Annotated in this window: 1 protein-coding gene, 2 tRNA genes and 3 rRNA genes; 5 read left to right on the forward strand and 1 reads right to left on the reverse strand. The window is 53.2% G+C overall.

Annotation, left to right across the window (positions count from 1 at the left end; genetic code table 11):
- A partial coding sequence (locus JGU72_RS31490; RefSeq protein ID WP_199688045.1) for a DUF2863 family protein occupies nt 1–105 on the reverse strand: 105 nt, incomplete at its 3' end.
- Between the two features lie 567 nt (nt 106–672).
- Between JGU72_RS31490 and JGU72_RS30405 the strand changes: the two genes are divergently transcribed.
- The 5 genes from JGU72_RS30405 (at nt 673) to rrf (ending at nt 5896) form a co-directional block, all read left to right on the forward strand.
- Nucleotides 673–2205: ribosomal RNA gene (locus JGU72_RS30405) — 16S ribosomal RNA — on the forward strand.
- Between the two features lie 63 nt (nt 2206–2268).
- Nucleotides 2269–2345, forward strand: a tRNA-Ile gene (locus tag JGU72_RS30410).
- A gap of 39 nt (nt 2346–2384) precedes the next feature.
- Nucleotides 2385–2460, forward strand: a tRNA-Ala gene (locus JGU72_RS30415).
- Nucleotides 2461–2747: 287 nt separating this feature from the next.
- Nucleotides 2748–5629, forward strand: a 23S ribosomal RNA gene (locus tag JGU72_RS30420).
- A 154-nt stretch (nt 5630–5783) separates the two neighbouring features.
- Nucleotides 5784–5896: ribosomal RNA gene (gene rrf, locus JGU72_RS30425) — 5S ribosomal RNA — on the forward strand.
- The 16S, 23S and 5S rRNA genes sit together here with 2 tRNA genes alongside, the layout of an rRNA operon.
- Nucleotides 5897–5964 lie beyond the last annotated feature (68 nt).

Genomic DNA, 5964 nt, shown 5'->3' on the forward strand with positions numbered 1-5964 from the left:
CCAGAAGCGGTCCTCGATGCGGCTGCCCGAGGCGAAGAGCGCAAGCGACAGACCGACCAGTTTGTCGGCATCGGGGGGGAGGCGTTTGGCGATTCGCTGGCGCATATTAAAGACGTATATAGAAAGAGGCGAAGAACCTCACATTCTAGTCCGTTCTTTGCACCATAAGCGGTCTCGTGCCGACTCGTGGCCGGCCGGCCAAATTGCAGCTTTTGGAAAAGAATTGCTTCAAACCCCTTGCGCAGATCGAAGCGGGTGCCTACAATCACGCCTCTTTCGCGCTAACGGAAACGCGGCGCGGGAGAGGGAAGCAAGGTTGGTGGAGCGCAGCAGTCTGTAGCGCGCAGCCGGCCTGGAAGTTGAGCCCCGCAGTCGCAACGATGTAGTGTAAAAAGTTGTTGACGAACTGCGAAACACGGTTCATAATCTCGCTTCTCTGCTGCTGAAAACGCAGCGCTGCCGGGAAACACGAAGTTCCTCGCAGAATGCTCTTTAAAAATTAACAGCCGATAAGTGTGGGCGCTTGATGGCAGCGAGCTGATCCTCGGATCAGATAGCGAAAGTATCAAGAGTCTCACACTAAAGTAAGTCAGGTTTATGAAGTGATTCATATTCCTGTCAGCTTTGAGTGAGCGACCGGTTCTTAACTGAACCGAAAACAGTAACAGGTTTAAACTGAAGAGTTTGATCCTGGCTCAGATTGAACGCTGGCGGCATGCCTTACACATGCAAGTCGAACGGCAGCACGGGTGCTTGCACCTGGTGGCGAGTGGCGAACGGGTGAGTAATACATCGGAACATGTCCTGTAGTGGGGGATAGCCCGGCGAAAGCCGGATTAATACCGCATACGATCTACGGATGAAAGCGGGGGACCTTCGGGCCTCGCGCTATAGGGTTGGCCGATGGCTGATTAGCTAGTTGGTGGGGTAAAGGCCTACCAAGGCGACGATCAGTAGCTGGTCTGAGAGGACGACCAGCCACACTGGGACTGAGACACGGCCCAGACTCCTACGGGAGGCAGCAGTGGGGAATTTTGGACAATGGGCGAAAGCCTGATCCAGCAATGCCGCGTGTGTGAAGAAGGCCTTCGGGTTGTAAAGCACTTTTGTCCGGAAAGAAATCCTTGGCTCTAATACAGTCGGGGGATGACGGTACCGGAAGAATAAGCACCGGCTAACTACGTGCCAGCAGCCGCGGTAATACGTAGGGTGCGAGCGTTAATCGGAATTACTGGGCGTAAAGCGTGCGCAGGCGGTTTGCTAAGACCGATGTGAAATCCCCGGGCTCAACCTGGGAACTGCATTGGTGACTGGCAGGCTAGAGTATGGCAGAGGGGGGTAGAATTCCACGTGTAGCAGTGAAATGCGTAGAGATGTGGAGGAATACCGATGGCGAAGGCAGCCCCCTGGGCCAATACTGACGCTCATGCACGAAAGCGTGGGGAGCAAACAGGATTAGATACCCTGGTAGTCCACGCCCTAAACGATGTCAACTAGTTGTTGGGGATTCATTTCCTTAGTAACGTAGCTAACGCGTGAAGTTGACCGCCTGGGGAGTACGGTCGCAAGATTAAAACTCAAAGGAATTGACGGGGACCCGCACAAGCGGTGGATGATGTGGATTAATTCGATGCAACGCGAAAAACCTTACCTACCCTTGACATGGTCGGAATCCCGCTGAGAGGTGGGAGTGCTCGAAAGAGAACCGGCGCACAGGTGCTGCATGGCTGTCGTCAGCTCGTGTCGTGAGATGTTGGGTTAAGTCCCGCAACGAGCGCAACCCTTGTCCTTAGTTGCTACGCAAGAGCACTCTAAGGAGACTGCCGGTGACAAACCGGAGGAAGGTGGGGATGACGTCAAGTCCTCATGGCCCTTATGGGTAGGGCTTCACACGTCATACAATGGTCGGAACAGAGGGTTGCCAACCCGCGAGGGGGAGCTAATCCCAGAAAACCGATCGTAGTCCGGATTGCACTCTGCAACTCGAGTGCATGAAGCTGGAATCGCTAGTAATCGCGGATCAGCATGCCGCGGTGAATACGTTCCCGGGTCTTGTACACACCGCCCGTCACACCATGGGAGTGGGTTTTACCAGAAGTGGCTAGTCTAACCGCAAGGAGGACGGTCACCACGGTAGGATTCATGACTGGGGTGAAGTCGTAACAAGGTAGCCGTATCGGAAGGTGCGGCTGGATCACCTCCTTTCCAGAGCTTCTCGCAAAGTTGAGCGCTCACGCTTATCGGCTGTAAATTTAAAGACAGACTCAGGGGTCTGTAGCTCAGTCGGTTAGAGCACCGTCTTGATAAGGCGGGGGTCGTTGGTTCGAATCCAACCAGACCCACCATTGTCTGGCGGTAGGTACCTGAGGTCATCTGTACTCAATGGGGGCATAGCTCAGCTGGGAGAGCACCTGCTTTGCAAGCAGGGGGTCGTCGGTTCGATCCCGTCTGCCTCCACCAATCTTCAATGACAAACATTCGAATGACGATTGTTCGAGTCTTTGTCATTGGCGATTGAGCCAGTCAGAGGATATCAACAGATATCGGCTGTCGTTCTTTAACAATCTGGAAGAAGTAAGTAATTTGGATAGCGGAAGCGTCTTGAGATGGACGTGAAAGTTATCCGGGTTGTGATTGTATCGATGTATCTCAAGATGATTCGAACTCTATGTTCGACTTAAATTGGAATACGGCACAACGCGAGAACTCAACCTGTAGCGACTGTCGATGAGACAGACTCGTTATAGGGTCAAGCGAACAAGTGCATGTGGTGGATGCCTTGGCGATCACAGGCGATGAAGGACGCGGTAGCCTGCGAAAAGCTACGGGGAGCTGGCAAACAAGCTTTGATCCGTAGATGTCCGAATGGGGAAACCCACTCCTTTTGGAGTATCCATGGCTGAATACATAGGCCATGTGAAGCGAACGCGGTGAACTGAAACATCTAAGTAACCGCAGGAAAAGAAATCAACCGAGATTCCCAAAGTAGTGGCGAGCGAAATGGGATGAGCCTTGCACTCTTTATTTGTATTGTTAGCCGAACGCTCTGGAAAGTGCGGCCATAGCAGGTGATAGCCCTGTAGGCGAAAACAGTATGAAAGAACTAGGTGTGCGACAAGTAGGGCGGGACACGTGAAATCCTGTCTGAAGATGGGGGGACCATCCTCCAAGGCTAAATACTCGTGATCGACCGATAGTGAACCAGTACCGTGAGGGAAAGGCGAAAAGAACCCCGGGAGGGGAGTGAAATAGATCCTGAAACCGCATGCATACAAACAGTCGGAGCCTCGTAAGGGGTGACGGCGTACCTTTTGTATAATGGGTCAGCGACTTACGTTCAGTAGCAAGCTTAACCGTATAGGGCAGGCGTAGCGAAAGCGAGTCCGAATAGGGCGTTCAGTTGCTGGGCGTAGACCCGAAACCAGGTGATCTATCCATGGCCAGGATGAAGGTGCGGTAACACGTACTGGAGGTCCGAACCCACTAACGTTGAAAAGTTAGGGGATGAGCTGTGGATAGGGGTGAAAGGCTAAACAAACCTGGAAATAGCTGGTTCTCTCCGAAAACTATTTAGGTAGTGCCTCGTGTCTCACCTTCGGGGGTAGAGCACTGTCATGGTTGGGGGGTCTATTGCAGATTACCCCGCCATAGCAAACTCCGAATACCGAAGAGTGCAATCACGGGAGACAGACATCGGGTGCTAACGTCCGGTGTCAAGAGGGAAACAACCCAGACCGCCAGCTAAGGTCCCCAAATATAGCTAAGTGGGAAACGAAGTGGGAAGGCTAAAACAGTCAGGAGGTTGGCTTAGAAGCAGCCACCCTTTAAAGAAAGCGTAATAGCTCACTGATCGAGTCGTCCTGCGCGGAAGATGTAACGGGGCTAAGCTATATACCGAAGCTGCGGATGCGTGCTTAGCACGCATGGTAGGAGAGCGTTCCGTAAGCCTGCGAAGGTGCCTTGTAAAGGGTGCTGGAGGTATCGGAAGTGCGAATGCTGACATGAGTAGCGATAAAGGGGGTGAAAGGCCCCCTCGCCGTAAGCCCAAGGTTTCCTACGCAACGTTCATCGGCGTAGGGTGAGTCGGCCCCTAAGGCGAGGCAGAAATGCGTAGCTGATGGGAAGCAGGTCAATATTCCTGCACCATTGTTAGATGCGATGGGGGGACGGATCGCGGAAGGTTGTCCGGGTGTTGGAAGTCCCGGTCGCTGCATTGGAGAAGGCGCTTAGGCAAATCCGGGCGCGGAATTCAAGGGTGTGGCGCGAGCTCCTTAGGGAGCGAAGCAATTGGAAGTGGTTCCAAGAAAAGCCTCTAAGCTTCAGTCTAACGATGACCGTACCGCAAACCGACACAGGTGGGCGAGATGAGTATTCTAAGGCGCTTGAGAGAACTCGGGAGAAGGAACTCGGCAAATTGGTACCGTAACTTCGGGATAAGGTACGCCCTTGTAGCTTGACTGGCTTGCGCCAGAAGGGTGAAGGGGTTGCAATAAACTGGTGGCTGCGACTGTTTAATAAAAACACAGCACTCTGCAAACACGAAAGTGGACGTATAGGGTGTGACGCCTGCCCGGTGCCGGAAGATTAAATGATGGGGTGCAAGCTCTTGATTGAAGTCCCGGTAAACGGCGGCCGTAACTATAACGGTCCTAAGGTAGCGAAATTCCTTGTCGGGTAAGTTCCGACCTGCACGAATGGCGTAACGATGGCCACACTGTCTCCTCCCGAGACTCAGCGAAGTTGAAGTGTTTGTGATGATGCAATCTACCCGCGGCTAGACGGAAAGACCCCATGAACCTTTACTGTAGCTTTGCATTGGACTTTGAACCGATCTGTGTAGGATAGGTGGGAGGCTATGAAACCGGAACGCTAGTTTCGGTGGAGCCGTCCTTGAAATACCACCCTGGTTTGTTTGAGGTTCTAACCTTGGCCCGTGATCCGGGTCGGGGACAGTGCATGGTAGGCAGTTTGACTGGGGCGGTCTCCTCCCAAAGCGTAACGGAGGAGTACGAAGGTACGCTAGGTACGGTCGGAAATCGTGCTGATAGTGCAATGGCATAAGCGTGCTTAACTGCGAGACCGACAAGTCGAGCAGGTGCGAAAGCAGGTCATAGTGATCCGGTGGTTCTGTATGGAAGGGCCATCGCTCAACGGATAAAAGGTACTCTGGGGATAACAGGCTGATACCGCCCAAGAGTTCATATCGACGGCGGTGTTTGGCACCTCGATGTCGGCTCATCTCATCCTGGGGCTGTAGCCGGTCCCAAGGGTATGGCTGTTCGCCATTTAAAGAGGTACGTGAGCTGGGTTTAAAACGTCGTGAGACAGTTTGGTCCCTATCTGCCGTGGGCGTTGGATATTTGAAGGGGGCTGCTCCTAGTACGAGAGGACCGGAGTGGACGAACCTCTGGTGTACCGGTTGTCACGCCAGTGGCATCGCCGGGTAGCTATGTTCGGAAGAGATAACCGCTGAAAGCATCTAAGCGGGAAACTCGCCTTAAGATGAGATATCCCTGGGGACTAGATCCCCTTGAAGGGTCGTTCGAGACCAGGACGTTGATAGGTCAGGTGTGTAAGCGCAGTAATGCGTTCAGCTAACTGATACTAATTGCCCGTAAGGCTTGATCCTATAACAAGTCTGCCTTGTAGATCGGCGCCGTGCGACAGCACCGGCTGCGATCCAAAGCGACAAGTTGGATTCTCGTGTGTGATACACACAACTCAAAATTACTGCTTCTTCCAGGATTGGTTGTGCTGCGAAGCCAGCGCAACAACCCCTTTTGCCTGATGACCATAGCGAGTCGGTCCCACCCCTTCCCATCCCGAACAGGACCGTGAAACGACTCTACGCCGATGATAGTGCGGATTCCCGTGTGAAAGTAGGTAATCGTCAGGCTCCCTAAGCCAAGAACCCCCGCCCGAAAGGCGGGGGTTTTTGCATTTCAGCGGCGGAAATGCGCGGAA

Source organism: Antrihabitans auranticaus (genome assembly GCF_016481275.1).
In the GTDB taxonomy this organism is placed as follows: domain Bacteria; phylum Actinomycetota; class Actinomycetes; order Mycobacteriales; family Mycobacteriaceae; genus Antrihabitans.